Annotated in this window: 22 protein-coding genes and 2 pseudogenes; 11 read left to right on the forward strand and 13 right to left on the reverse strand. The window is 61.2% G+C overall.

Annotated features, from left to right (window positions below):
* Positions 1–578: 578 nt before the first annotated feature.
* The 11 genes from groL to AC3CB8_RS10815 form a co-directional block, all read right to left on the reverse strand.
* Entirely contained in the window at positions 579–2,246 is a 1,668-nt protein-coding gene (gene groL, locus AC3CB8_RS10765; protein WP_023766583.1) for a chaperonin GroEL, read from the reverse strand.
* 64 nt (positions 2,247–2,310) lie between these two features.
* Complete coding sequence (gene groES / locus AC3CB8_RS10770; RefSeq protein ID WP_019863563.1) at positions 2,311–2,607, reverse strand: co-chaperone GroES; 297 nt, start codon at positions 2,605–2,607, stop codon at positions 2,311–2,313.
* Between the two features lie 430 nt (positions 2,608–3,037).
* Entirely contained in the window at positions 3,038–4,021 is a 984-nt protein-coding gene (locus tag AC3CB8_RS10775) for a beta-ketoacyl-ACP synthase III (protein WP_352727008.1), read from the reverse strand.
* Complete coding sequence (locus tag AC3CB8_RS10780; RefSeq protein ID WP_352727010.1) at positions 4,018–5,283, reverse strand: adenosylmethionine--8-amino-7-oxononanoate transaminase; 1,266 nt, start codon at positions 5,281–5,283, stop codon at positions 4,018–4,020. The genes AC3CB8_RS10775 and AC3CB8_RS10780 overlap by 4 nt, the downstream gene beginning before the upstream one ends.
* The gene (gene bioD, locus AC3CB8_RS10785) at positions 5,283–5,918 is read right to left on the reverse strand and encodes a dethiobiotin synthase (RefSeq protein ID WP_352550907.1); all 636 of its coding nucleotides are present in this window, start codon (positions 5,916–5,918) and stop codon (positions 5,283–5,285) included. Before bioD ends, AC3CB8_RS10780 begins: the two co-directional genes overlap by 1 nt.
* Positions 5,915–7,066, reverse strand: coding sequence for an 8-amino-7-oxononanoate synthase (locus tag AC3CB8_RS10790; protein WP_352550905.1), 1,152 nt, complete (start codon positions 7,064–7,066; stop codon positions 5,915–5,917). Before AC3CB8_RS10790 ends, bioD begins: the two co-directional genes overlap by 4 nt.
* The gene (bioB, locus tag AC3CB8_RS10795; RefSeq protein WP_352727021.1) at positions 7,063–8,061 is read right to left on the reverse strand and encodes a biotin synthase BioB; all 999 of its coding nucleotides are present in this window, start codon (positions 8,059–8,061) and stop codon (positions 7,063–7,065) included. Before bioB ends, AC3CB8_RS10790 begins: the two co-directional genes overlap by 4 nt.
* Before the next feature lie 99 nt (positions 8,062–8,160).
* A complete protein-coding gene (nadC, locus tag AC3CB8_RS10800) occupies positions 8,161–9,015 on the reverse strand; it encodes a carboxylating nicotinate-nucleotide diphosphorylase (protein ID WP_352550903.1) in 855 nt (284 codons plus the stop codon).
* Positions 9,015–10,556 (reverse strand): L-aspartate oxidase, encoded by a 1,542-nt coding sequence (locus tag AC3CB8_RS10805; RefSeq protein ID WP_352727023.1) that lies wholly within the window; start codon positions 10,554–10,556, stop codon positions 9,015–9,017. Before AC3CB8_RS10805 ends, nadC begins: the two co-directional genes overlap by 1 nt.
* Positions 10,553–11,527, reverse strand: coding sequence for a quinolinate synthase NadA (gene nadA / locus AC3CB8_RS10810; RefSeq protein ID WP_352679324.1), 975 nt, complete (start codon positions 11,525–11,527; stop codon positions 10,553–10,555). The genes AC3CB8_RS10805 and nadA overlap by 4 nt, the downstream gene beginning before the upstream one ends.
* 67 nt (positions 11,528–11,594) lie before the next feature.
* On the reverse strand, positions 11,595–12,563 hold the full coding sequence (locus tag AC3CB8_RS10815) for an NUDIX hydrolase (RefSeq protein WP_352550898.1): 969 nt from the start codon (positions 12,561–12,563) through the stop codon (positions 11,595–11,597).
* Between the two features lie 170 nt (positions 12,564–12,733).
* Here AC3CB8_RS10815 and panB point away from each other — a divergent pair, with 170 nt between their 5' ends.
* The 7 genes and pseudogenes from panB to AC3CB8_RS10850 all read left to right on the forward strand — a co-directional run bounded on the left by panB (position 12,734) and on the right by AC3CB8_RS10850 (position 18,017).
* Positions 12,734–13,594, forward strand: a complete 861-nt coding sequence (gene panB / locus AC3CB8_RS10820) for a 3-methyl-2-oxobutanoate hydroxymethyltransferase (RefSeq protein WP_352727013.1) — start codon at positions 12,734–12,736, stop codon at positions 13,592–13,594.
* A pseudogene (panC, locus tag AC3CB8_RS10825) lies at positions 13,591–14,461 on the forward strand (pantoate--beta-alanine ligase). The gene panB and the pseudogene panC overlap by 4 nt, the downstream one beginning before the upstream one ends.
* Positions 14,462–14,555: 94 nt before the next feature.
* Positions 14,556–15,281, forward strand: coding sequence for a LuxR family transcriptional regulator (locus AC3CB8_RS10830; RefSeq protein ID WP_352550892.1), 726 nt, complete (start codon positions 14,556–14,558; stop codon positions 15,279–15,281).
* Between the two features lie 93 nt (positions 15,282–15,374).
* On the forward strand, positions 15,375–16,007 hold the full coding sequence (locus AC3CB8_RS10835; protein ID WP_352550890.1) for an acyl-homoserine-lactone synthase: 633 nt from the start codon (positions 15,375–15,377) through the stop codon (positions 16,005–16,007).
* 22 nt (positions 16,008–16,029) lie between these two features.
* Positions 16,030–16,404 (forward strand): transcriptional regulator domain-containing protein, encoded by a 375-nt coding sequence (locus AC3CB8_RS10840; RefSeq protein WP_352679316.1) that lies wholly within the window; start codon positions 16,030–16,032, stop codon positions 16,402–16,404.
* A 67-nt stretch (positions 16,405–16,471) separates the two neighbouring features.
* Positions 16,472–16,873: a DUF2285 domain-containing protein gene (locus tag AC3CB8_RS10845; RefSeq protein ID WP_352550887.1), complete on the forward strand. Its 402-nt coding sequence runs from the start codon at positions 16,472–16,474 to the stop codon at positions 16,871–16,873.
* A gap of 169 nt (positions 16,874–17,042) precedes the next feature.
* Positions 17,043–18,017 carry a hypothetical protein gene (locus AC3CB8_RS10850; protein ID WP_352679348.1) on the forward strand — a complete coding sequence of 325 codons (975 nt, stop codon included), beginning with the start codon at positions 17,043–17,045 and terminating at the stop codon, positions 18,015–18,017.
* Positions 18,018–18,491: 474 nt separating this feature from the next.
* Here the strand turns inward: AC3CB8_RS10850 and AC3CB8_RS10855 are convergent, their stop codons facing one another.
* Positions 18,492–19,247 (reverse strand): Crp/Fnr family transcriptional regulator, encoded by a 756-nt coding sequence (locus tag AC3CB8_RS10855; protein ID WP_352550883.1) that lies wholly within the window; start codon positions 19,245–19,247, stop codon positions 18,492–18,494.
* 1,253 nt (positions 19,248–20,500) lie between these two features.
* The gene (locus tag AC3CB8_RS10860; RefSeq protein ID WP_352727015.1) at positions 20,501–20,716 is read right to left on the reverse strand and encodes a hypothetical protein; all 216 of its coding nucleotides are present in this window, start codon (positions 20,714–20,716) and stop codon (positions 20,501–20,503) included.
* A gap of 123 nt (positions 20,717–20,839) precedes the next feature.
* On the opposite strand from AC3CB8_RS10860, the gene AC3CB8_RS10865 reads away from it, so the two are divergent.
* From AC3CB8_RS10865 to AC3CB8_RS10880, 4 genes and pseudogenes are all read left to right on the forward strand, one after another.
* A complete protein-coding gene (locus AC3CB8_RS10865) occupies positions 20,840–20,965 on the forward strand; it encodes a class I SAM-dependent methyltransferase (protein WP_352727017.1) in 126 nt (41 codons plus the stop codon).
* A 414-nt stretch (positions 20,966–21,379) separates the two neighbouring features.
* Positions 21,380–23,200 (forward strand): glutamine--fructose-6-phosphate transaminase (isomerizing), encoded by a 1,821-nt coding sequence (gene glmS / locus AC3CB8_RS10870; protein ID WP_352727019.1) that lies wholly within the window; start codon positions 21,380–21,382, stop codon positions 23,198–23,200.
* A gap of 435 nt (positions 23,201–23,635) precedes the next feature.
* On the forward strand, positions 23,636–23,908 hold the full coding sequence (locus tag AC3CB8_RS10875) for a helix-turn-helix domain-containing protein (protein WP_352550880.1): 273 nt from the start codon (positions 23,636–23,638) through the stop codon (positions 23,906–23,908).
* A 698-nt stretch (positions 23,909–24,606) separates the two neighbouring features.
* A pseudogene (locus AC3CB8_RS10880) lies at positions 24,607–25,485 on the forward strand (IS1380 family transposase); the annotation flags it as partial.
* Positions 25,486–25,606: the final 121 nt, after the last annotated feature.

A 25,606-nucleotide genomic window follows, 5' to 3' on the forward strand; every position in this document is an offset into this window, starting at 1 on the left:
GCCTGAACCTGGATCCGCCTTTCTTGAGGCGTTGCGACTATCATCGCGGCGACACGCAGCTCTTGATTTGTGTGCGACACCTCAGCAGATCCATCGGGCTGAGCCGCTCAGCAATATCAACGAGAATGTCCAGCGGCAGATCAAGGATACTCAGAGGAGGAAACGCTTGATCTTGAGGCTCAGAGCGCGTCTGCTCCACTATAGAACAGGATGATTCACCGGGTCCTTCAACGCCAGCCGCCGGTCCGATGAGAGAATTGTCTCGGATATCACGCTCGATGGGGTTAAATGCCGAGATGGGCGCCTTGCCACGCTCCTCAATGCCCCTCATGATTCACCGCCTATAGCTACCAACTGAATGAATCATCGTGATTGTCGCGCAGCGGAATCCTCAAGGATCGGGCAGTTCGTAGGGGGCGCCGGTTTGACCAGGTTGAGCCCGCGAATTGCTCGATCGGACAAGATCCTAATTCTGACGAGATCCTCGGGACGCACTCCAAGTTGTCGATCATGTTCGGCACACAAGGAAAGGGCGGCATTGCTGCCGCCCTTTCCGCTGTAGGTTGATAGGGGCTGGATTAGAAATCCATGCCGCCCATGCCGCCCATGCCGCCCATACCGCCGCCGCCCATGCCGCCAGGCATGCCGCCGCCGCCAGCCGACTCCTTCTTCGGAGCCTCCGCGATCATGGCTTCGGTGGTGACCAGCAGGCCGGCGACCGAGGCCGCGTCCTGGAGAGCCGTACGGACAACCTTGACCGGATCGACGATACCCATGGCGATCATGTCGCCATATTCGCCGGTCTGGGCGTTGTAGCCGAAGGTCGCGCCCTTGTTCTCAAGGATCTTGCCGGCAACGATCGATGCTTCCGCACCGGCGTTGGCCGCGATCTGGCGGGCCGGAGCCTGCAGCGCACGACGAACGATGTTGATGCCGGCGGCCTGGTCGGCATTGACGCCGGTGACCTTGATGTCGGCCGAAGCGCGCAGGAGAGCGACGCCGCCGCCTGCAACGATGCCTTCTTCGACGGCCGCGCGGGTCGCGTTGAGGGCGTCATCGACGCGGTCCTTCTTTTCCTTGACTTCGACTTCCGTGGCACCGCCGACGCGGATCACCGCAACGCCGCCGGCGAGCTTCGCCAGACGTTCCTGCAGCTTCTCCTTGTCGTAGTCCGAAGTGGTCTCTTCGATCTGCTGCTTGATCTGGGCAACGCGGCCCTGGATCTCGGCCTTCTTGCCGGCGCCGTCGACGATGGTGGTGTTCTCCTTGGAGATCGACACCTTCTTGGCGCGGCCGAGCATGTTGAGGCCGACGTTCTCGAGCTTGATGCCGAGGTCTTCCGAGATGACCTGGCCACCGGTGAGGATGGCGATGTCTTCCAGCATGGCCTTGCGGCGATCACCGAAGCCCGGCGCCTTGACGGCGGCGATCTTCAGGCCGCCACGCAGCTTGTTGACGACCAGCGTGGCCAGGGCCTCGCCTTCGACGTCTTCCGAGATGATGAGCAGCGGCTTCGAGGTCTGCACGACGGCTTCGAGAACCGGCAGCATCGCCTGCAGGTTGGACAGCTTCTTCTCGTGCAGGAGGATGTAGACGTCCTCGAGCTCGGCAACCATCTTGTCGGCGTTGGTGACGAAGTAGGGCGAGAGATAGCCGCGGTCGAACTGCATGCCTTCGACGACCTCGAGTTCAGTCTCGGCGGTCTTGGCTTCCTCAACCGTGATGACGCCTTCGTTGCCGACCTTCTGCATCGCTTCGGCGATCATCTTGCCGACCGACTCGTCGCCATTGCCGGCGATCGTGCCGACCTGGGCAACTTCCTCGGAGGTCTTGATCTTCTTGGCAGCCTTGCCGAGCGCCGCGACGACTTCGGTCACGGCCAGATCGATGCCGCGCTTCAGGTCCATCGGGTTCATGCCGGCGGCAACGGCCTTGTTGCCTTCCTGGACGATCGACTGCGCCAGAACGGTCGCGGTTGTGGTGCCGTCACCGGCGATGTCGTTGGTCTTCGAAGCAACTTCGCGGATCATCTGCGCGCCCATGTTTTCGAACTTGTCGGAAAGTTCGATTTCCTTGGCGACGGTGACCCCGTCCTTGGTGATGCGCGGTGCGCCGAACGACTTGTCGATGACGACGTTGCGGCCCTTGGGGCCGAGGGTGACCTTCACCGCGTCGGCGAGGATGTTGATGCCGTGAAGCATGCGCTCACGGGCATCGCGGGAGAATTTTACGTCTTTGGCAGCCATTTTTTTACTCCTGGGCATCTCGCCCGAAATTCAGATTTGATCGCGAAGGAAAGGCGGCGGCGTGTCAGCCGATGATGCCCATGATGTCGGATTCCTTCATGATCAGAAGGTCTTCGCCATTGAGCTTGACTTCGGTGCCCGACCACTTGCCGAACAGGATGCGGTCGCCGGCCTTGACGTCCAGCGGGACCAGCTTGCCAGCTTCGTCACGAGCGCCGGAGCCGACGGCGATGATCTCGCCTTCCTGCGGCTTTTCCTTCGCCGTGTCCGGGATGATGATCCCGCCGGCGGTCTTGGATTCGGATTCGACCCGGCGTACGACCACGCGGTCATGCAGCGGCCGGAAATTCGACTTTGCCATTTTTGGATGTCCTTGGTGCGGATGTTGAACGGTTCTCCGTTGCCGGAGCGTGCTTAGCACTCAGCCGAAGCGAGTGCTAACGCGGCAATGAGATAAGCCGCAGGCTCCTGCTAGTCAAGACGGAAGAGCAAAGAGCAAAGAGAAAAAGAGCAGGCAGCAAAGAGAAGAGAGCAAAGAGCGTGTAAGCATCGAGCCTTTTATGTGAACAATGTCGGGTGTCGGACATATATGGGGCGGCTCACCCTCAGTAATTGAGCTTTATTCAGATGGCACGATTGGTGCAACGGGTGATGCATTTGAACTCATCCAGAGGCTCGCACGCGTCGTGCTGCGTCAGCTCGGTCATGTCGAGCTTCAGAAGGCCATTTTGGCATTGGTTCTGTTGCCCTATCGCCATTCATGACCAGTCCTGCGCGCGTGAGCCGGCCGGCTAGATTCCAACCACGAGAGCGCCGCCGTTGAGACCCGCACCCGCCGCCGCCGGAAGGATTTTCTCTCCAGGCTGGAATGGCTCCGTCTGGTTGGCGAGCGAGAGCGACAGCGGGATCGTCGCGGCCGAAGAGTTGCCGTAATCGGCAATCGTCTTGACAATTGCCTGGTCCGCGATGCCGAGGTTCCTCCCGACCGCATCGAAAATCCGAGTATTGGCCTGATGCGGCACGAGCCGGCCGACATCGTGTGGCCGCACTCCGGCAGCGGCTAGCGCGCTTATCGAGCAATCGGTCATCATCTCGACGGCCTTTGCGAACACTTCGCGGCCGTCGGTCATTGTCATTCGGGCTTGCGCGAGATCGAGGTCACCGTGGAACGGCTTGTTGCTTCCTCCTGCGGGAATCTGGATCAGCCCGTATCGCGAGCCGTCCGAATCCACCGCGGCACCGAGAATGCCCCGATCAGCATCATCGCACTGACCGATCACCAGGGCGCCGGCGGCATCGGCGAACAAGACCGAGCTCGCGCGCTCGGCTGGATTGATGCGGCGGCTGAGGATGTTGGCGGCGATGACCAGCGCTGGTTTGCCATGCAGGCGGGTGAACCCGTCCGCAAACATGAGCGCATAGATGAAGCCGGCGCAGGCGCCGGTCAGATCCACCGCGCCTGCGCGGCCAAGGCCAAGCTTGTGTGCGACCAGCGGCGCGCTGGGCGGCAGAAGATGGTCGGGCGTCGAGGTGGCAAGCAGCAGCAGACCGATGTCGTGGCGCGCAATGCCGGCGTTCGCCAGCGCCATGTCGCCGGCCTGCGTAGCAAGACCAGACAGCGTGTCTTCGTCGGTTGCCCAGAAGCGCGACCGTATCCCGGTACGCCTTTCGATCCAGCCTGGATCAAGACCGAGATTGCTCTCGATTTCGGCATTCGCCACCTTTCGCCGAGGCGCATGATGGCCAAACCCGAGAATGCGCGACGACTTGCTCATGGCCTGGACCCGAAGCGTTCGCCCGCCTCCTCAATGGCGTCATAGAGTCGCTCGAGCTCGTCGCCGGTGATGCAATAGGGTGGCAGAAGGTAGAGGACATTGCCGAGCGGGCGCACAAGTAGTCCTCGCTCGAGGAAGAAAGCGCGCAGTTTCGGTCCGATCTCGGCGAGATAACCTGCGGAACCGGTTCGCAGGTCGAGCGCCGCGATCGTGCCGGTCGCCCGGCAGTCGGTGAAGAAGCTGTTGTCGCGAAAGCGTCGAAGCCCGGTGGCCTGCATTGCGCTCAAGGCCGCAATGCGCTCGGCCACCGGCTCGTCCCGCCAGATCTCGACATTGGCAAGTGCTGCCGCGCAGGCAATCGGGTTGGCAGTGTAGGAGCTCGAATGGAAAAACGTCTTCTTCCGGTCCTCGGAATAATGAGCCTGGAAGATGGCATCGGTGGCAAGCGTTACGGCCAGCGGGATGGCGCCGCCGGTCAGGCCTTTCGAGGTGCACAGGATATCTGGAGAGATCGATGCCTGCTCGCAGGCGAACATGGTTCCGGTCCGCCCCCAGCCGGTCATCACTTCGTCGGCGATCAGCAGCGTGCCGGAGGCCTCAGTGATCTTCTTCAATTCGGCCAGAACTGAAGCCGGATACATCAGCATGCCGCCGGCGCCCAGCACCAGCGGCTCGACGATTAAGGCTGCGGCTCGTTGATCGCGGGTCACAGCCTCTAAACGATCCAGCGTCTCCTGCTCGCGCCCCGCTGCCGGAAAGGGGATGGTGTCGACCTCGAACAGCAAGGGTTCGTAGGCGGCGTTGAACACGCCACGCGCACCGACGCTCATCGTGCCGATCGTGTCGCCATGATAGCTGTGATCCATGACGACGATGCACGAGCGTGGGGCGCCGATGTTGCGGAAAGAACTGAGTGCCATCTTCAGCGCTACTTCGACCGAGGTCGAGCCACTGTCGGAATAGAACACCCAGTCGAGTCCAGCGGGAGCGAGGCCGACAAGCGCCTTGGCCAAGCGCTCTGCCGGCTCGTGCGTGAAGCCCGCAAAGATAATCTGGTCGAGGCTCGACGCGGTTGTCTCGATTGCCTTCATGATGCGGGGATGGCGGTGGCCATGTGTGACGACCCACCAGGAGGAGATGGCGTCCAGGATGCGGGCGCCGTCGGCCCTGCGGAGATAGGCGCCTTCAGTCCAAACGATTTCTGGGATCGCATGCTCGAGCGCGTGCTGGGTGAAGGGATGCCAGACATGGGACTGCGACATCAGTCACCTCCAGTAATCGAGGCGAAGGCGAAGCCGGCAATCATTGCGTCCCTCAGTGTTTTGCCCGTCAGCACATCGAGGTGCGGCAGCCTGCCGAGCTGCGGCGCACCGCTGAATTCCACGATGGTCCGTTGCGTATCGGCCATCTCATCGCCGATGAAAGCGATGCCCGCCAACGGGATGGAGCGGGCGCGGAGCGCCTCGACCGAGAGCAAGGTGTGGTTGATGGTGCCGAGCGTGGTGCGGGCGCACAGAATAACGGGCAGCCGCCATTCAGCGAAGATGTCGATGAACTTTGTGCGCCGGTTGAGCGGCACCATCAGGCCGCCGGAGCCTTCGATGACGAGCGGCGTCGGTAGGACGGGAAAGTTAAGATCGTCAGCCTTGATCGCGACGCTGTCGATCTCGGCCGAACGATGCGGCGACAGCGGGCTCCGCAAGCGGTAGGCTTCCGGCAGCACGCGCTCTGAGGGCAAGCCGGCAAGCCGCGCGACCACCTCGCTGTCGGTCTCGCCGTCGAGGCCCGATTGCACCGGTTTCCAGTAAAAGCCGTCGAGCAGACCGGCGAGCCCAGCCGCAAACACGGTCTTGCCAACTCCGGTATCCGTTCCGGTGATGACGATGCGTTGGGTCATATCGCCTCCGGTGATGTTTGAGCCAACACCTCGACCAGCGCCTCGACCATGGCGGAAATGTCGGCTTCGCCAATATTGAGCGTCAGTGAGATGCGCAGCCTAGACGTGCCCTCGGGCACGGTCGGAGGACGAATACCGCGTATGTCGAAGCCGCGGGCCTGCAGGCGCGCCGCCACTGCCATGGTGCGCCTGACATCGCCGATTACTAAGGGCTGGATCTGCGAGCCACTTGGTGTCACACCCCAGCGATTGACCAACTGGCCGGCGCTGGCGACGCGTTCATGCAGCTGAACACGCCGCATAGGCTCGTCGGCGAGCATTGCGAGTGCCTCGCGCGCCACGACCGCCATCAGTGGCGATGGCGCGGTCGCGTAGATGAATGGCCGGCAACGGTTGATCAGATACTCGCACAGTGTCCTCGGCCCGGTCACGAGCCCACCAGATGCGCCGAGCGCCTTGCCGCAGGTGTGGAGCGCGACGATGTTGTCGCGGCCCTCGAAAGCGGCGGCAAGCCCCCGGCCGTCCGGTCCCCAGACGCCGGTCGAATGCGCCTCGTCAATGACGATGAATGCGCCGTGCCGATCGGCAAGCGCGACCAGGCTCTCCAAAGGCGCGCAGTCGCCATCCATGCTGTAAAGGCTTTCCACCGCGATCCAGACGCATCCCATGCCGCCTGCGGCGCGCCAACGTGTGATCGCATCCTCAACAGCGGTGGCATCGTTGTGCGCGGCCAGCACGAACTGTGCGCGCCCGGCCTGCGCACCCTCATGCATGCTGGCATGGGCGAGCTCATCGAGAACCAAAAGATCGCCCTTCTGCGGCAGGGCACTCAGCAGAGCGAAGTTGGCGATGTAGCCGCTGCCGAAGAACAGCGCGCGGTCGGCTCCAAAGAATGCCGCCGCGTCTGCCTCGAGCTGCTCGTGTTCCGGTGCATTGCCGCGCAACAGCCGCGACCCGGTGGCGCCAACCGGCGTGCCCCGCGCAATCGCCGTCACAACAGCATCGCCAAGTCTCCTGGACGAGGCCAGCCCGAGATAGTCGTTCGACGAGAAGTCCAGCCCGGCGCGGGGCGAAAGCGTCCGCAGCCGGTCCTTGCGCGCCAGCCTCTTCAAGGTCGCATCATAACTGGCAAGCGGCGCCCCGTTCATTGCGCTTCGAGTCCCATCGGCTCGATGCCAAGGCGCCGGAACAGCAGGGTATCCTTGTCCTCACCGGGATTGTCCGCCGTCAGCAGCGTGTCGCCGACGAAAATCGAGTTGGCGCCGGCAAAAAAGCACAGCGCCTGCATCTCGTCGGTCATGGCCATACGGCCGGCGGAGAGACGGATATGCGATTTCGGCATCATGATGCGCGCCAGCGCGATCACGCGCACGAATTCGATCGGCTCAATGGGCTTGGCATCGGCAAGCGGCGTGCCGGCGATCGGAATCAGCATGTTGATCGGAACGCTTTGCGGATGTTCCGGCAGATTGGCCAGCGTCACCAGCATGTAGATCCGGTCCACCGGCTCCTCGCCCATGCCGATAATGCCGCCGCAGCAGACCTTGATGCCAGATTGGCGAACGTGCTCGAGTGTCTCGAGCCGCTCGGCGAAACTCCGCGTGCTGATGACCTCGCTGTAGTAGCGTTCCGACGTATCGATGTTGTGGTTGTAATAGTCGAGACCCGCCTGCTTCAGACGAGCGGCTTGCTCAAGATCGAGCATGCCCAGCGTCATGCAGGTCTCCATGCCCAGCGCCTTGACGCCCTCGACCATCGCCACCATCGCATCCATGTCGCGCGCTTTGGGGTTACGCCAGGCGGCTCCCATGCAATAACGCGTGGCGCCGGCGTCACGCGCTTTCTTCGCCTCGGCGACGACGCGCCTGACCTCCATCAGCTTCGACGCCTTCAGGCCGGTCTCGTGATGCGCCGACTGGCTGCAATAGCCGCAATCCTCCGGGCATCCGCCCGTCTTGATGCTGAGCAGCCGGCTGAGCTGGACCTTGTTTGGATCGAAATTCTGGCGGTGCACGGTCTGCGCCAGGAAGAGGAGATTGTTGAAGGGGGCATGGTAAAGTGCCTGAGCCTTTTCCAGGGTCCACGCTCCAGGGTCAGGGGATTGAGCCAGTGGCGATGTCTGCGTTGAACTTGCCGTTTGCATGTCCATGCTGTTCCTCCGGTCTGTCTTGCGGGGTCTTGCTATCTGACTGTCGACGATCGGAGAGGACAGTTGACCAAATCCTGTTCGTTACTCAGACAATCATGAGCCCCGATGGTCGAGGCCGATATCCAGGATCGGCGCGCTGTGGATGAGTCGGCCGACCGAAATCAGATCAACGCCGGTCGCGGCAACCGCTCGCGCTGTATGGGACGTGATCCCGCCAGAAGCCTCGGTGATAGCGCGGCCACCGACGATTGCGACGGCGCGGCGAAGATCGGGGAGGGACATGTTGTCGAGCAGAACCGCATCGGGAGCGAAGCCAAGTACCTCCTCCAACTGGGCCAGAGTATCGACCTCGACTTCGATCTTGACGAGATGACCGGCCGCTCTTCGTGCTCGCTCGAGCGCTGGGCGGACGCCGCCTGCGATGGCGATGTGGTTGTCCTTGATCAAAATTGCATCGTCCAGGCCGAAGCGGTGATTGGACCCGCCACCTGCGCGCACGGCATATTTTTCGACTGCCCGCAATCCGGGCGTCGTCTTGCGGGTGCAGACGATCTTCGCGCCATATCCACGAACCGCAGCGACGATCGATGCCGTTGCTGTGGCGATGCCGCTCAGATGGCACAAAAAATTGAGTGCCGTCCTTTCGGCTGTGAGAATGGCCCGGGCCGGGCCAACCACTGATGCAATGATCTCTCCATCCACGACATTGCAGCCGTCTCCCCGCTCCACGGAGATTTCGACACCAGGATCAATCAAGCCGAAAGCGAGCATCGCCAGATCGATGCCGGCGACAACTCCGGACTGTCGCGCCACCAACACGGTTCCCGCTTGGTATTCCTTCGGGACGATGGCGTTCGTGGTCAAGTCGCCGGCTCTGCCAAGGTCTTCAAGAAGAGATGCCCGTACAAGCGGCTCAAGCAGGACCGTGGGGAGCGGTGAGAGCATCATCACTTTGCACCTTCGGAGCTTGGCGAGTGTCCGAGTTCCCGCGCAGCCGCCAAGGCGGCTTCGAGGGTGATTTCGGACCGTCGGGCGGCAGTCGCATGATGAGGAAAATCTGTCCGGTAGTGAGCGCCGCGGCTTTCTTCGCGCAACAAGGCGGCAACCGCGATCATTAGCCCGACAGCCGCCGGATCCGAGACCCCGTCCTTGCTTTCGGCGAGCGGCAATAAGGCACGCGCGGCTGCTTTCAACCCTTCACCGTCCCGGACGATGCCGAGAGCGCGCGACAGGAAAACACGCACGGGTATCGGAGCGGGCGGTGGGTAAACGTTCGCAAACGCAGGTCTTGTTCTGCGAGCAGGCGTTCCGGCGACACTTTCAGCGACCCAGCGGGCGCACACGATTGCCTCGGTCAAGGAATTGCTGGCGAGCCTGTTGGCGCCATGCAGTCCTGTCGAAGCGACTTCGCCGCAGGCCCACAGCCCCTCGACGGAGGTCCTGCCAAAGCTGTCCACGGCAACGCCACCCATATGGTAGTGTTGGGCCGGACGAATGGGGATGAGATCGCGCGCGGGATTGATGCCCGCTCCACGACAGGCTGATGCGATTGTCGGGAAATGTCGAGCGAATGCCGGGCCTGGCCGTTGTCGGGCATCGAGAAAAACATGGTGGCCGTCCGCAAGATGGTTCCACACGGCGCGGGCCAAGACATCGCGAGGCGCAAGTTCCGCCCCGGGCACGCTCTGGAGAAAAGCCTGGCCGGTTTCATCGATCAGGGCAGCACCTTCGCCTCGCACCGCCTCGCTGACCAGCGCCATAGGGCGTTCTGGGCCGTCAAGGGCGGTCGGGTGGAACTGGATGAATTCGAGGTCGGCTAGGACAGCTCCAGCGCGGGCCGCAAGTGCAAGGCCTTGTCCGCAACTGCCCCAAGGGTTCGTGGTATCGAGAAACAATCCCCCGATGCCACCGGTGGCGAGGACGACCCGCCGTGAGCCGAAGAAGAAAGGTCCGATCGAACAGCTAGCCCAGACGCCTCGAATCGCATTCTCTCCCACGGCCAGCCGGCGCGCTTCCACGCCCTCCACGACAACTATCGACGGAGTGGAACGCACAGCCGCGATTAGGGCACGCATGATCTCACGCCCGGTGCCGTCCCCATGCGCATGAACGATGCGACGCCGGCTGTGTGCGGCCTCCAATCCGAGGCTCAGTGATCCTTTCGGCGTGCGGTCAAAGGGAACCCCAAAGCCCGCAAGCCCCTCTATCGCCTTGGGCGCGGCTTGGAGGATGCGGCTCGCCACGTCTCTGTCGCAGAGACCATCCCCGGCGGCAAGCGTATCGGCCAGGTGCATTGCCGGATCGTCGTCTTCGCCGAAACTTGCAGCCAGACCCCCCTGTGCCCAGGTGCTCGAATTGTCAGCTCCCAGCAGCGACCTTGACAGAAGAAGCACCGGCTCCGGCGACAGTTGAAGCGCGGTCATCAGTCCGGCGATGCCGCCGCCGATGATGATCGGCCGCCCGAAGAAGCTGCGGAGGTCGGCGCTCAAACTGCCAGCATCCGTTCGACCGCAAGCCGCGCGCGCCCGGCGATCCCGGGTTCGATGGTTACGACATGGTGGTTCTGCTCGAGCGCCGTGCGGATGTTGGCAAGCGTGATCCGCTTCATGTGCGGGCACAAATTGCAGGGCCGGATGAACTCGACCTCTGGGTGCGCTAACGCGACGTTGTCGCTCATCGAGCATTCCGTCATCAGCACGACACGTGGCGGCCTTTGCCTTTCGACATAGTCGGACATGGCAGCCGTCGAGCCGGAAAAATCTGCTTCAGCCACGACGCCGGGCGGGCATTCGGGATGGGCGAGCACGACCAGGCCGGGATGGCTTTCGCGCAACTCGCGGATGTCGGCCGGTGTAAAGCGCTCATGCACCTCGCAATGCCCTTTCCAGGCGATGATCTGCACATCGGTCTGGGCGGCGATATTCTGGGCCAGATATTCGTCCGGCAACATGATCACCCGGAGAACCCCCAGGGATTCGACGACCGCCTTGGCGTTGCCGGATGTACAGCAGATATCCGACTCGGCTTTCACTTCGGCCGACGTGTTTACATAAGTGATGATCGGAACGCCGGGATAACGCTGGCGCATCAAGCGCACGTCTTCTGCCGTGATTGATTCCGCCAACGAGCAACCGGCGCGGAGATCCGGAATGAGCACGGTCTTGTCCGGATTAAGGAGCTTGGCCGTTTCGGCCATGAAATGGACGCCGGCCAGCACGATGACTTGCGCCTCGATCGTCGCAGCCGTGCGGGCTAATGCCAAGCTGTCGCCGACGATGTCGGCCACGCAATGGAAGATCTCGGGCGTCTGATAGTTGTGGGCCAGGATGATGGCGTTGCGCTCGCGCTTCAGTGCAAGGATCGCCTCGATATCCTCGGCGAAAGCCGGCCATTCGATCGGCGGGATCACTCGTCGGACGTGCTCGTAGAGCAACGCGGCCGTAGGCAGCATGGCGCTCATCGACCCCCTCCCGCTTATACTCTAATTGAAAATAACCAGCATATACTTGCTGTGAGTATAAGGGATGTCAACCCCGCGCCAGCGGCAATTTTGTCCCGGCGATGAGCCTATCGTCCAGAACGGCGTGGCGGAAACGGAAAAGCTTCGCTGGCCGGCCGCCGGTCTCAGTGGTGGCCTCTCCGGTCTCCTCGACCAGCTCCTGCTGTTCGATCAGTCGGCGAAAGTTCGGCTTGTGGATGAGCCTGCCGGCGAGCGCCTCCACGGTTCGCTGCAGCTGCAAAAGCGTGAAGACCGGCGGCATCAGCTCGAAGACGACCGGCCGGTATTTGATCTTGGAGCGCAGCCGCGCAATGCCGGTCGCCACGATGCGGCGATGATCGGCGACCATGGACTTGCTGGGCACCAGCGGAGGGGGCGCCGCGTCCCGCCCTCTTACGGCCTCTTGGACCAGGCCTGCTTCGTAGACTAACTCATAGCGTTGCAGCGTGAGTTCCTCGTTCCAAAGGCGGTCGTCGAAGCCAAAGGCTATCGTCGCCCGCTGCCAGCGTTCACGTCGCGTGGCCGCATCGCGGACGCCGTTTGCCCATTCAATCAGGCGTGGTCGCAGAACGTCCAGCACGACCGGAGGCGTGCCGGAGCGGTGGTCCTCCCATGGAAAATATTCATACCAACTCTGCCATCCGCACTTGGGCGAGCCCGCTGCCTGTTCCTTGCGGGTCAATGCAAGATAGCTGATGGAGATGACGCGCTGCTGGCGCTCGGCGCCGATGCGATCCCGATCAGCGAACGTGTAAAGTTGCTCAATATACCCCAGCCGATGGCCGGTCTGCTGCTCGACCCACCCCCTCAAGCCGGATTGCAGCGATCGGTGCTCAAGCGCAAAGGGACCGGAGGGCAAGGTGTCTGCCTGGCCGATGGTGAGGACACAGGGTTCACTGTCGTTTACGGCGACGACAAGGGCGATCAGGTCCACTTTGACGTCGTCGGCCTTGAAGGCGGCTCTGTCTTTCCTGAGTCGTATTGCCTGATCGTCCATGTTAGCGAATTACTTGGCCAGCTCGGGGGACCTTAATCGATTTAGTGTAAGCGCGCCTGTCGGCACGTCAACACCCCACAGCTGCACGGGCATTTTTAGCTCTTCGCACCTGCACAAAAATGTGCCAAAGGCGACACCCGCGGTTGGTAACGTAGGGGAAGGAGGATCCATTGAGCGCGTTTGGTGACACCAAGGCGATCACACCGCCGGATATTCGTTCGCGCAAAGGTGGGACGCCGCTCGTCTGCCTTACCGCCTACACCACCCCAGTCGCCCGGCTTGTCGATCCCCATTGTGATGTGGTGCTCGTCGGCGACAGCGTCGGCATGGTTCTCCACGGCCTGCCCTCGACGCTCGGTGTCACGCTGGAGATGATGATCACGCACGGCCAGGCGGTGCGCCGTGGCATCAAGCAGGCGCTGATGGTGATCGACCTGCCGTTCGGTTCCTACGAGGAAAGCCCAGAGCAGGCTTTCCGAAATGCTGCGCGCGTCATGTCGGAGACCGGCTGCACGGCCGTCAAGCTCGAAGGCGGCGAAACGATGGCAGAGACCATCGGCTTCCTCGCCGCACGCGGCGTGCCCGTCATGGCTCATGTCGGCTTGACGCCGCAGGCCATCAACGCCATCGGTGGCTACCGCGTGCAGGGCAGGGGCGGGGATGCCGAGCGCATCAGGCGCGACGCAATTGCGGTGAGCGAAGCGGGCGCCTTTGCGGTCGTCCTGGAGAAGGTTCCTGAAGCGCTCGCCCGCCGGATCACCGGGGAGGTGGCGGCCCCGACCATTGGCATCGGTGCCTCGGCAGCCTGTGACGGCCAGATTCTCGTCGCCGACGACATGCTGGGCCTCTTCGGCGACTTCCGACCCAAATTCGTCAAGCGCTATGCTGAACTGGGGGAGGCGGCTGCGGCTGCGATCGCTTCCTATGCGCACGAGGTGAAGGAGCGCCAGTTTCCGGCCGCCGAGCACGTGTTTGCCGATGCGCCCAAGCCCGCCTGCACGCAAGCCACCAAGGGCGGAGAAGCAGCGTGAGCGTGCCTATCGTCAGGAGCGTTGACCAGCTTCGCGAAATCGTCGCCGCATGGCGCCGCGAGGGCGTGAGGATTGCCGTGGTGCCAACCATGGGCGTCCTGCATGAGGGCCATCTCAGCCTGGTGCGCGCTGCACTCGAGAAGGCAGACCGTGTGATCGTGACGCTCTTCGTAAACCCGAAGCAATTCAACAGCCAGGCCGATCTTGCCGCGTATCCGCGCACCGAGGACGAGGATGCCGCCAAGTTGGCACCGCTTGGAGCGCACCTGCTTTATGCGCCAGATGCAGAGGAGATGTATCCGGCGGGCTTCGCCACCACCGTTTCGGTGTCCGGTGTCCGGTGTCAGCGAGGGCCTGTGCGGTGCCTTCCGGCCGGGACATTTCGATGGCGTGGCGACCGTCGTCGCCAAGCTCTTCCTGCAGACCAGCGCTGACTTCGGCTTCTTCGGCGAAAAGGACTTTCAGCAAGTTCACCTGGTCAGGCGCATGGCCCGGGATCTGGATATTCCAATCACCATTGTTGCCTGTCCGACAGTCCGTGAAGCCGACGGTCTTGCGCTATCATCGCGCAATGTGCGGCTCTCGCCAGCGCAACGCGCTGTTGCTCCCAAGCTATCATCGGTCCTGCTCAAGACGGCTGAGTGGCTTGGGCGCGGCTCACCCGTCCTGCCAACGCTTGCAGAATCTCGCGCAGCAATTCTGGCTGCAGGCTATCGCGCGGTCGAATACCTGGAACTTCGCGAGGAGGCAGATCTGCACCCGATGACAAGCCTCGATCGACCGGCACGGTTGCTTGCCGCCGCCTGGCTCGGCGGCACACGTCTCATAGACAACGTCAGACTATTTCGGATTGGTTCAACAGATTAGCCACGTTCTCGGCGCGCGCTGTATTCGTCCGCGTTCGTCTAAAACAAGATCTCTGCTTGGCATCGGGCGATTACGGAGGTTGCGCATAGGGCAAATGCATCGCGTGTTTGAGAACTTCGTCGAGCAACTGTCTGCAAGTGTTGATGCTGCCGATCTCAGTGAGGCAATGGCTTCCGCTGCAGCCGGCTTCGACTTTCCGCTATTCGCCTATTTCACTTACCCGTCGGCCTCCGGCGACGCCCCCCAATTGATCTCAAACTATCCTTCATCCTGGACATCACGTTACCTGCAACAGCGGTACCACAGTCTTGATCCGGTCATCCTGCGCGGGCTGCAAGGCTGGGATACATTCGATTGGGGTGTGAATCGCGCTCGGCACTGTCTGCCGAATTCGCAGCAACAAATTCTGGAGAGTGCGGCTGAGTTTGGCATCTGCGGCGGCCTGACGATGTCCATGCATGATCATCTCGGCCGGTTTGCTGCCTTGACCTTTGCTTCCGACGAGTCCCGTCCGCCTCTGTTGCGGTCACTGGCACGTTACGAAAAAGCATTGCAGCTGGTGGCCATCAACTTTCATATCCATGTCCGGCGCAGGCTCGCCGATGATCGCGTGGTGGATGGTGTAACGCTCACCCCGCGGGAGTTCGAGTGCCTGAAATGGGCGGCGCGCGGCAAGTCGGCTTGGGATATCAGCCAGCTTCTCGGCGTCTCAAAGCGCACCGTGACTTTTCACTTGGAAAACGCCAAGGCAAAGTTTGGCGTTCGAACGATCAACCAGGCCGTTGCACGCATGGCTGCCTCCGGCCAGACGAGATCCTGATTCTTCAGCCACGATACCTGTAAACCTCTACAGGCTGCATCGCTGTCAGCTTTGCCCTTCGATGGCGGGAACACATCCCACATGGAGGCGACCATGATGCAACTGATAACACCAGACTTTTACAACGAGTTTGCAGGCGAACTCAAAGAGATGCACGGGCTCAGGTTTCGGGTGTTCAAGGAAAGGCTCGATTGGGAAGTTGATACCGAAGACCAGATGGAATCCGATTCGTTTGATGCTCTGAAGCCCGTCTATCTGCTGCTCAAAGGATCCGACTGGCGAATTCGCGGTTGCGTGCGTCTTCTGCCCAGCACCGGACCCACAATGTTGCGCGACACGTTCCCGGTGCTTCTGGGTGCTGACGTCGTGCCTTCGACCACCGACATATGGGAGAGCAGTCGTTTCGCGCTCGATCTTCCTCCGTCGACGCCCAAGGCTGCGGGCGGGCTGGCCCAGGCGACCTACGAGCTCTTCGCGGCCATGATCGAGTTCGGCTTGGCCAAGGATCTGACCCGGATAGTAACGGTGACGGATACGCGCATGGAGCGGATCCTCCGCCTGGCTACGTGGCCATTGTCACGCATCGGACAACCCAAGTCCGTCGGCAAAACGGAGGCGGTGGCTGGATTTCTCGAGATTTCTCACGCGAGCCTTTTGCGCATCCGCAGCAGGGGACGTCTGAGTGGACCGGTACTGTGGCAACCGGTTCTGGGCCCGTCAGCATAGCGCCATAGTGGACACCTGAGCCATGAAGGATGCTAGTCTGTCCAAGGAAGCGACGGTCGGTCTTGTATGCTGGCCGGACTGGCGGCGCCAGGACGCTTACCACTACGCCAGACGATTGCCACGCACTGGCTGGGCCTGGGAGTTTCTTCGGCGCAATCCACAATTCCAGCGCGACCACGCCAAAATGGCACCGTCCGCCTGCATTGTCGGACCCCAAGGCGACATGCAGATAATCGAGTTGACGACAGGATCAGCTTTCCTAAGACAATGGAGCCTTCTTTTTCGCGGACGCGCCACAGTCGGACGCTACAACGGCAAGGGTCTTTTGGGATCCGCGCGATTGCGCCTGTATTCTACGAGCGGCCGCGGAGCCGCTTGGGCTCGACCACGATTTTGAACCGCTTCAACTTTCTTCGCTCTCATGCTGCAAGGACATCCTGCTGACAGCTGCGGGCGTGCAGCACGTGCTGCTGAGAGAGAACTGCCGGAGTCTGCAGATCGCCGTTTCCGGTGCGTCCGTCCTCGGCCCGTTGCGGCTATATGTCGACGCAATCGTTCAGCCGCAGCACTTCAAGTTCCATGTCGCTGCCCTTCAGTTCCTCAATGACGTCAACGGTTGCGGCCGCCTGTCAGTTGCATGCTTTCCGCCGGAACACCGCGGAGCGCGTCTGCGCATCGTACTCCAGGCCTTGGATGGCTCGCTTGCGGGAGCATCTCATCAGGAGGTCGCCATTGCTTTGTTCGGGAGATGCCGTGTCGAAGAAGATTGGCGTCATCCAGGTGGCCATCTTCGCGATCAGGTACGTCGCGCCATCCAACGTGGCCGCTACCTAATGGGCGGCGGCTACAGACAGTTCCTAAGGTAATTGGGGTGGTTGTGATTGTCTTACGCGCGCGCAACCTCCATTGCTCACTGCAATTGTGCGTTGCACAAAACGTGGCAAGCGCCTAGTTCTTCCGCGGCGAATCGGGTTTCGGCGAAGCACTGAGACCCAACGCTTCGTCGATAAGTGCATTCATGCCCTGAGGATCCCGATGACCGTTATGAACCCCGACAAAGCCGGCGCTGCAAGCCTTGAGACAATCGCGCGAAACGGCAGCATGCTGCGTCGCATAGCTGTACGCATTCCGACCTACCTGTCGGATCTTCGCGAGAACCCGGCGTGGCTTCCCATGTTCATGTTGGCGCGCACCATGCCGGCACGGAGAATGCACTGGCGTGGTGCAAAGCCGGTCCGAAGGTCGCAAAGAGCCCTGGGCACGATGTTTGCCGGTGTCAATTGCCACGACGTTGTCGACGCGCTGCGGATGGATGGGCTTTTTCCCGGCCTCGTCCTGCCAACAATGGTGGCTGAAGATGTAGCCGCATTCGCCAGGTGCACACCTTGTTTCGGGAATTTCGATCGCCGACTCGAATTCATGCCGGCGGAGCATGTGGAGGCTGAGGCGCGGTTTGGCCGTCCGTTGCTCAGCGGCCATTATTTCGAGCGCATTCTGGGCTGTAAGTCGGCCGTTGCCATCCAAAACGATCCGCTGCTCATGGATGTCGCCGCGCACTATCTCGGCGGCCAGGCGACGCTGATCACTACGCGCGTCTGGTGGAGCTTCCCGACCGGCCAGGCCTCCGACGCCGACAAGAACCTGGCTTCGCTCGGCAAATACCACTTCGACCTGGACGACTGGCGGATGCTGAAGTTCTTTTTCTATCTGGTGCCCGTCGACGAGGGGACCGGCCCGCATGTCTATGTTCGCGGCAGCCATAATCGCCGCGCCCTCAAGCACCAACTTACGCTTGTCGTCGGCCATCCCGCGCAAGAGATTCTGGACGTCTACGGCAAGCAGAGCCCGGTCACGCTGACCGGCGAGGCCGGTTTCGGTTTCGCCGAGGATCCGTTCGGTTTCCATATGGGCACCGTGCCGGCGCACAGGCCACGGCTGATGATGGAAGTTGGCTTCGGCGTTTCTCCTCCATCGCGCCGCCGCTTCCATGGCGAGCCTGTGATCCGCTGATTTCCAAAAGTCCCGAAACAGCCTTCCCGCTGTGAGGCAAGATAAGGCTATGCGGCTGGCGCAATGAGTCTCGCCATTGCTCCAGCCAGCGCATCAGTGCCTGTTTAATCGAGGTTAGATGGCAGTGCGCCCAAGAGATCCTCCTCGGGATCGCCTGCCGCGCGAAGCCTCAGATCCTCTTCGAAAACCTCCTCTACGGACCGAGTCGTCTCGGGTCTCCTTTGGAGTGGCCGGAAGGTGGTGCACAGCCGTATCGTGCTTCGGGATCCTGAACGAATGCGAGCGGCGGTTTGTTCCTCGCGCGGCGCATGCAGCGGTGCCGGCATGACAGCTTCGTCTTGGATCCCGATGCTCGGCAACGTCGGCGGTGAAGGCTCTGTCTAGGCGGCTTACCCGGACATGACTCCAATGCAGGAGATCGACCATCTCCTGTTCGAGCACATTCGTTGGCGATCACCGTCGCGGCGCCTGCGATCAATGCAGTTGGCTGATTAGCCGACCGTATTCGGCTTCAGCCCTGCCATATGACCCATCTGCCAGCGCAATTAGACGCGCGCGATCAAGAATGACTACCTCTCCTCGCATTGAGCGTATCAGACCTTGGCCCTCCAAGGTTTGCAGCGCTATGGTGACGCCGGGCCGCCTGACACCGAGCATAACTGATAAGAACTCGTGCGTAATCGCAAAGCTGTTCCCCTCGACGCGATCATCACACATCACCAGCCATCTTGAGAGCCTGTCGACTATGTTCATCCGGGCATTGCTGAGCGCGGTGAAGCTAGCCTGGAGGTGAAAGTAGTGAACGTAGCGGAGCAGAAAGGTTCGCAGGGTTGGGCTTGTCAGAAGCGCCTTGGTGAAGAGGCCCGCGTCGATAACAAAGGCTCGGGCTTCTAATTGGACGTAACAATCGTGCGTTGACCGGTCATCGCCCATGATAAGCGCTGAGCCGGTCATACCCTCACAACCTATGATTCCGATCTCAGCTTCAATACCAGGCCGCAGTTCGCCCACCACTGACCCGAGACCGCTCTCGAAGAAGTACACGGTTCTGATTGGAGACCCCGCCACTTCGAGATGCGTCTGCAGTCCAAGGGAGACGCTTTCCAAATGAGGTTGCAGCAAGGCCAAATCTGCCGAGCACATTCGAAGCAGCAGCGAATTGCGATAGATGGAATTTTGGCGGGTGTCGCATTGCGCGGCAGTGTGAGTTTGTGAACTGGAGTCTGTCATAGCTCCCTCTCCCTATTGGGGCGGAAGCATGTTGATCGCTCACAGCCGACGGACGCCCTTAGAGTTGCCGTCGATGGCACACTGTATGCCTGCGGACCGCGGATGTCCCATTTTTAATCAATTACGTTAATCGGCCCGAGCCAAGCTTTGGCGCGCCCGCGCTAACGCGGCATTCAGATACTCCAGAAATTCGTCATCGCTTTTCGTTGACAAGCCGACTTGTCGAGCGCGAGTCACAATGCGCTCCTGGAGTGAAACCGCTGTCTCATAGTGGTCCACAATCATCTGAAATGAAGCCCTCATTGGGGCGGACTCAAAGAGCTGTGCCATTGTGGCAATGTAGTTCCACGAAGATGAGAGTCCATGCGGCCGCCGCTTGGGTAACAATCGTACAATATACCTAAGACTGGCCGCGCTCTTTGGTTATCCTCCCAGAAATCCGTAGCCTCGCGAGGCGCAGCTTCTCTTCGCCCTTCGACCTCGTGACACGGCCGACCAGTCCCGGCTTCAGCCATTCGGCCTTGTTCTTCTTATGCTCCTTCGGGACCGGGCCGCCGACCTCGCCCTGCACACGATTCCACAGCGTTTGCCTCTTGTCGGCCTTGAAGGCTACTACCGCCCGCCCTTGTAGGGCCGCTTTCAGCCATGATCACCTCGGGGCGCTGAACGAAGCGCGTGATTGTCGACTCTGTCGGTCGTCGCAGACGCTTACGGAGGCCTCACCGCAGAGGGCGATGCGCACTCCGGCTCGACGTCGTCGTCTAAGCGCGGTCGCTCTGGGTCTGGCGTTATTCATCAGCAGCGCTCATGGCCAAGAATCCTGCGACCCTAACTACACAGGCGCCTGTGTTCCAATCGCCAGCGATGTCGACTGTTCCTCCGGAAAGGGCAATGGTCCCGCATACGTACCCGGGCCGGTCTCTGCGTAGGCACCGATATCTATGATCTTGACCGAGACGGCGACGGGATAGGTTGCGAAAACGGCTAGAGGAGGCAAGTCGCCTTCCAACTTAATGACGGCACCAGCCCATCCGCTGTTTATGGTAACGGTCACCTCCGAGTTGAGGGTGAGCAACGTTCCCAGCCATCTGCATCAAACATTAGGATCTCCTAAATGCGACTTATGGCTGTGGTACGACGGTCGAACACCGTCCACGTCTCATCCGTCTCCTGCCTTACGTTTGTCAATTGGTAGCTGATGTAGAATGTGCCAGTAACTGGGGTTGGTGATCAGGCGGTAGTGGGGCTGCCCATCATTTCGCCTCTTCCCTGGCGATGAGCTTGACGCGGATCGGGTCGCCCCCCTTCGCCACATTGCCATTCCGACCGAAGTTCGTGTTCTTGCAAAGGCCAGGAAAGAGCAGCATGAGAAGCGCGACCGCAGCGAAGATGGCGCTTGCGACAACCGGGCTGAAGCCGGGAAGGGAGGTGGTCGACCTCTGTTGCGGGGCGGCTGTGCCGATCGCCACGATCGCCCGCCATGTCGTCGCACTACGCCGACCAGCTGGAGGCCGCGCAGCGCCGGCTGACCGGCGCCGGCGCGACCAATTGCGAATTCGTCGCCGGCTACGCGCTATGAACTCGCTACTCTGGTGTCACGCCCCGCCGACTACGTCTTCACGGCCAACGCCTTCGACGGCGTCCCGGACCGACCGCGGCTGGCACGTGCCGTGCGCGAGGCGCTCGCCCCCGGCGGACATTTTGTTATCGTCAACTGACACCGGCAGCCGCGCGAGACGACGACGGTCCTGAAGCGAACTCAGGCTGTCGCCAAGACAAACCATCGCCGATGCCCAAGTCGGCGGCACAATGCTCCTACATGCCGACTGCCTGACAAGGGTCGCAGGCCCGTCGTCCGTCCACTGTCCAAGGCCTGCCTCCTGGCCTTTCTGAGGCCGTGATCCTGCCGCAGGTGTGAGTTTGCGATCCTCATAAGAGCGTCAGGCGCGAATAGAAGTTTGGGTCGTCGCTCCACAGCGGCCGACCTATCCGTCGGGTGGATGGTAGTTATCACAACAATCAATTTTACCAATATTATGGAATACTACTACTACAAGGCCGCCACTTAAAGCGGCCGGACGGGTATCCGTCTCGCGTGGGCTGGTGCTGCCCGCAAAGATGCGGAGACGAACATGTGCGGGATTGTTGGCATCGTTGGGCAACAGCCGGTGTCGGATCGGTTGATCGGCGCGTTGAAGGGTTTGGAATATCGCGGCTATGATTCCGCCGGCGTTGCGACGATCATCGAGGGTGCCTTGCACCGCCGGCGCGCCGAGGGCAAGCTCGTCAATCTCGAGAGGCGACTGAAGGAAGAGCCGCTGAGCGGCAACGTCGGCATCGGCCACACGCGTTGGGCAACCCACGGGGCCTCGACCGAACGCAATGCGCACCCGCACTTTAGCGACGGTGTCGCCGTAGTCCATAATGGCATCATCGAGAATTTCACCGAGCTGAAGGACGAATTGGCGGCGGATGGCGCCGAGTTCCAGACCGACACCGACACCGAGGTCGTTGGGCATCTCTTGACAAGATACCGCCGAGAGGGCATGAGGCCGCAAGAGGCCACGCGTGCCATGCTGAAACGCGTCAAGGGCGCCTATGCGCTTGCCATCCTCTTCGAAGATGAACCGTCGACCATCACGGCGGCGCGCAACGGACCACCGCTCGCGATCGGTCACGGCGACGGCGAGATGTTCCTGGGCTCCGACGCGATCGCCCTTGCTCCCTTCACCAATGAAATTACCTATCTCATCGACGGCGACTGGGCCGTTGTCGGCAATTCGGGCGCCCATATCTTCGATATCGACGGCCGTCCCGTCGAGCGTCCGCGCCATATCTCCACGGCCGCGGCCGATCTGGCCAACAAGGGCAACCATCGCCACTTCATGGAGAAGGAGATTTACGAGCAGCCCGAGGTCATCGCCCATGCTCTCCGTCATTACATTAACATCATAGACAGTCGCGACATGGTTCCTGGCATTGATTTCGCCAAGGTCCCGAGCTTGGCGATCTCTGCCTGCGGGACCGCCTATTTCGCCGGACTGATCGGAAAATACTGGTTCGAGCGCTATGCGCGCCTGACGGTTGAAATCGACGTTGCGTCCGAATTCCGTTACCGCGAGATCCCGTTGCCGCCGCAATCGGCGGCTCTTTTCATCTCGCAGTCCGGCGAAACCGCCGATACGCTTGCGTCATTGAGGTACTGCAAGGAGCGTGGGCTGAAAATTGGCGCTATCGTCAATGCCTGCGAATCGACCATCGCTCGGGAGGCCGATACGGTTTTCCCGATCCTTGCCGGACCGGAAATCGGCGTCGCCTCTACTAAGGCTTTTACCTGCCAGCTTGCCGTTCTAGCAGCACTCGCCATCGGCGCCGCCAGAGCCCGCGGGACCGTCCCCGAAGACGAGCTGCAGGCGCTCGTCAGGAGCCTCGCCGAATTGCCGCGCGTGATGGGCCACGTACTCGCGAGCATCCAGCCGGAAATCGAGTTCTTGTCGCGCGAATTGTCAAAGTGTCGTGACGTCCTGTATCTCGGCCGTGGCACTAGTTTCCCGCTAGCGATGGAAGGTGCGCTGAAGCTCAAGGAGATCTCCTACATCCATGCCGAGGGCTATGCAGCGGGTGAATTGAAGCACGGGCCGATCGCATTGATAGACGAGAACATGCCAGTGATCGTCATCGCGCCCTATGACCGTCTTTTCGACAAGACCGTTTCCAACATGCAGGAAGTGGCTGCCCGTGGAGGGCGGATTATCCTCATCACCGATGAAAAAGGGGCAGCCGTATCGAAACTCGAAACCATGCACACGCTCGTGCTGCCGGTTGTCGACGAGATTATCGCGCCAATGATCTTCTCGCTCCCGATGCAGCTTCTAGCCTACCACACGGCGCTCTTCATGGGGACGGATGTAGACCAGCCGCGCAATCTCGCAAAATCGGTCACGGTCGAATGATTGTGAACCCGTACAGGTGGCGATGCGCCTCCAGGAAAGCGGTACCCCTTGTCTGGATCCGAAGCCCGGATGAAACCAGATGACCATTGTTTGCTGCAATTGCGAAACTCGGTAGCGGTTACGAGCGGGTCTTTCGCTGCCTCGCGGTGGAGATTGCCGAAGGAAGCAGTGTCCGTGCCGAAAGGTTCGAGTTGCTGTTCAAGAAAGCCATCGGCGAGAATGGTCCACGAAGGATCGCAGGTCGCATGCGCTACGCCTACCAGGCTCTCAGCAGGGGCAGCCTTGGTACTTGATCAGAAGGAGGTGAGCCGCCATATTCCGGCACGGCCAATTCAGCGGCCCATCCCATGCATGAGGCCGGTTCGGCCGAATGGACGACCATTTTTTTTATTTGCTAGGTGTGCGCCTCGGGGAGGAATCTCCGAGGGAGCTCCCATGTTCTTGGAGATCTTTATGAATGATTCGCGCATTCCCGAACCAGTCTTGACGGCTATGTCCCAGGGAACCCACATCGTCCGCGCTTTTCGCGAGCACCTTGGGTATTCGATCGAGGACCTGGCGGTCGCGTGCGGGCTGGCCGCTGAGGAAATCCAAAACATCGAGCGAGGTCTGAGGTACAGCAAGGGCTATCGGGATCGGATAGCGAAATCGCTTTCCATACCTGTGGGAATTCTTGAGTCGGAGTTGGACATTTCGGACGCCGCCTGAACAGATCGGATGATCTGCAATGGGTGGATTAGCTGTTGTGATGTGAAGCTTGCGGCTGATGTCGACGCTTGATCCGATTGGATGCGATGCCTTCTGGCGCAGCTCGAACAACAAAGCGATATAGCCGCCCGGAGTGCTACAAAACGTGCACGACGGCATCGGCTCGCGACGAAGGATTGTAACGGCGAACTCTTCCTAGTTCGGCAAGGCGATGCTGGCTTGAGCATCAACTCGGCCTACGAGAGTGGCTACTCCTAGGCTGAATCGTCCACCATGGCGAAGTCGCGCCGCTCTGAAAGTAACATGGCGGGCATCCTGACGTTTCCGGGTTGACTATGGGCGTTCGAACCACGAAAAGGGGCCGCTCTTCGTGAGTGGCGTGCGCCGGCAGTCTGACCCCCAAGCCCCCCGCCCAGGCTGCCGGCGCGCTTCTAGAAAGATCGAAGTAGGCACTCGCTTGCGCTCTGCCCGCTGACACCTTGTGGTTCCTCCTGCGGGTCCAGCGGACCACCATGGGTGTCGCCAGTTCTGGTTACGCGCGTCCATTTGCGATCTCGTTCAGTGAGTGCACCGCAAGCACCCTCTCTGCTAGCCTGAAAAATTCATGGGGGTTGGTGGATGTGGCGCAACCCGTTGAAATGACCTAGGATTTTGGTTGCTTAAGCCGATCCGAAAATTTCCCGGAGACCACACCCACCATGAACGATCTTGCGCTGCCGCTGAGCGGTTTGTCATCAGTCGGCGGCAAGTCCGTCGTCGCCCGTTTCGACGGCGGCATGCTGTCGTCCAACAGCGGCATTCTGGCCTTGGCCGAGGTGGAAGTTGGGGGTGGCCGAGCGTCTGGCGCGTTGCATCGACGATCCGCGCTGCCCGGACCAGGTCGTCCACAGCCTGGCGGACATGATCGGCTTTCGCATGAAGATGATCGCCGCCGGCTACGAGACGGCAACGACGCCAACCGGCTGCGCCGCGATCCGGTCTTCAAGATGGCCCAGGATGCGCTGCCGTCGGGTCGGGATCTGGCGTCGCAATCGACGCTGTGCCGGCTGGAGAACCTACCCGGCGTGCGGGAGTTGGTCGCGATGGGACGGGGGATGGTCGATCTCTATTGCGCCTCGTTCCGGCAGGTGCCGAAGCGGATCGTACTCGACATTGACGACACCTTCGACGCTGTGCACGGAGGCCAACAGCCTCGCCTGTTCAATGCCCACCATGACGAGTACGGCTTCCAGCCGATCGTCGTGTTCGATGGTGCGGGACGGTTCGTCAGCGCGATCCTGCGAGCGGCCAAGCGGCCGAGTGGGGCTGAGATCCGCCCCGACCTGCGCCGTCTGGTGCGGGCGATCCGGATCAACTGGCCGAACATTCGAATCCTGCTCCGCGGCGATAGCCATTATTGCAACCCGCAGGTCATCGACTGGTGCCGCGCCAACGACGTCGACTTCATCTTTGGCCTCGCGCCCACCACGACCCTGCGCAAGCATGTCGCGGATCTGGAGGCCAGCACGACGGCGCGCTTCGAAGCGTCGGCCAAGACAGGCAAGGTCCGCAGGTTCAAGGAGTTCGTTGACGGCGCCCGCGGCGCGGCCGGGCCGGCAGCACTCAGGCGACTATAACCGGCGCAGAGCCGACCCTGCGACTTCCAGACATTGTCGTGTACAGCTTCAGGCCCTCAAGGCGAGCCCGCAGGGCCTCGCT

This window comes from Mesorhizobium sp. P160927 (genome assembly GCF_057766385.1).

Bases quoted from the DNA above. Each gene is read 5' to 3' on its own strand.
- AC3CB8_RS10835 (WP_352550890.1), top strand. From the start codon at position 15,375: ATGATGCAACTGATAACACCAGACTTTTACAACGAGTTTGCAGGCGAA.
- glmS (WP_352727019.1), top strand. From the start codon at position 21,380: ATGTGCGGGATTGTTGGCATCGTTGGGCAACAGCCGGTGTCGGATCGG.
- nadC (WP_352550903.1), bottom strand. From the start codon at position 9,015: ATGATGCTCTCACCGCTCCCCACGGTCCTGCTTGAGCCGCTTGTACGG.
- AC3CB8_RS10775 (WP_352727008.1), bottom strand. From the start codon at position 4,021: ATGAGCAAGTCGTCGCGCATTCTCGGGTTTGGCCATCATGCGCCTCGG.
- nadA (WP_352679324.1), bottom strand. From the start codon at position 11,527: ATGAGCGCCATGCTGCCTACGGCCGCGTTGCTCTACGAGCACGTCCGA.
- AC3CB8_RS10815 (WP_352550898.1), bottom strand. From the start codon at position 12,563: ATGGACGATCAGGCAATACGACTCAGGAAAGACAGAGCCGCCTTCAAG.
- AC3CB8_RS10830 (WP_352550892.1), top strand. From the start codon at position 14,556: ATGCATCGCGTGTTTGAGAACTTCGTCGAGCAACTGTCTGCAAGTGTT.
- AC3CB8_RS10875 (WP_352550880.1), top strand. From the start codon at position 23,636: ATGTTCTTGGAGATCTTTATGAATGATTCGCGCATTCCCGAACCAGTC.
- AC3CB8_RS10855 (WP_352550883.1), bottom strand. From the start codon at position 19,247: ATGACAGACTCCAGTTCACAAACTCACACTGCCGCGCAATGCGACACC.
- AC3CB8_RS10850 (WP_352679348.1), top strand. From the start codon at position 17,043: ATGACCGTTATGAACCCCGACAAAGCCGGCGCTGCAAGCCTTGAGACA.
- bioD (WP_352550907.1), bottom strand. From the start codon at position 5,918: ATGACCCAACGCATCGTCATCACCGGAACGGATACCGGAGTTGGCAAG.
- AC3CB8_RS10780 (WP_352727010.1), bottom strand. From the start codon at position 5,283: ATGTCGCAGTCCCATGTCTGGCATCCCTTCACCCAGCACGCGCTCGAG.
- groL (WP_023766583.1), bottom strand. From the start codon at position 2,246: ATGGCTGCCAAAGACGTAAAATTCTCCCGCGATGCCCGTGAGCGCATG.
- bioB (WP_352727021.1), bottom strand. From the start codon at position 8,061: ATGCAAACGGCAAGTTCAACGCAGACATCGCCACTGGCTCAATCCCCT.
- groES (WP_019863563.1), bottom strand. From the start codon at position 2,607: ATGGCAAAGTCGAATTTCCGGCCGCTGCATGACCGCGTGGTCGTACGC.
- AC3CB8_RS10840 (WP_352679316.1), top strand. From the start codon at position 16,030: ATGAAGGATGCTAGTCTGTCCAAGGAAGCGACGGTCGGTCTTGTATGC.
- AC3CB8_RS10790 (WP_352550905.1), bottom strand. From the start codon at position 7,066: ATGAACGGGGCGCCGCTTGCCAGTTATGATGCGACCTTGAAGAGGCTG.